Annotated in this window: 1 protein-coding gene; it reads left to right on the top strand. The window is 70.6% G+C overall.

Annotated features, from left to right (window positions below; genetic code table 11):
* The coding region (locus RBH18_RS44025; protein ID WP_306216469.1) for a Clp protease N-terminal domain-containing protein at positions 1-255 on the top strand (255 nt) is incomplete at both ends.

Here is a 255-nt window from a genome sequence, read left to right as displayed (position 1 = left end):
GGTCCGGCAGCAGGTCGAGGAGATCATCGGCCAGGGCCAGCAGGCGCCGAGCGGGCACATCCCGTTCACGCCGCGGGCCAAGAAGGTGCTGGAGCTCTCGCTGCGCGAGGCGCTGCAGCTGGGCCACAACTACATCGGCACGGAGCACATCCTGCTGGGCCTGATCCGCGAGGGCGAGGGCGTCGCCGCCCAGGTCCTGGTGAAGCTCGGCGCGGACCTCAACCGGGTCCGCCAGCAGGTCATCCAGCTGCTCTC

Source organism: Actinoplanes oryzae (genome assembly GCF_030757795.1).
Lineage (GTDB): Bacteria > Actinomycetota > Actinomycetes > Mycobacteriales > Micromonosporaceae > Actinoplanes.
The sequence above is the reverse complement of the archived record's forward strand: the minus strand, read 5'-3'. Positions and strand labels throughout refer to the sequence as shown.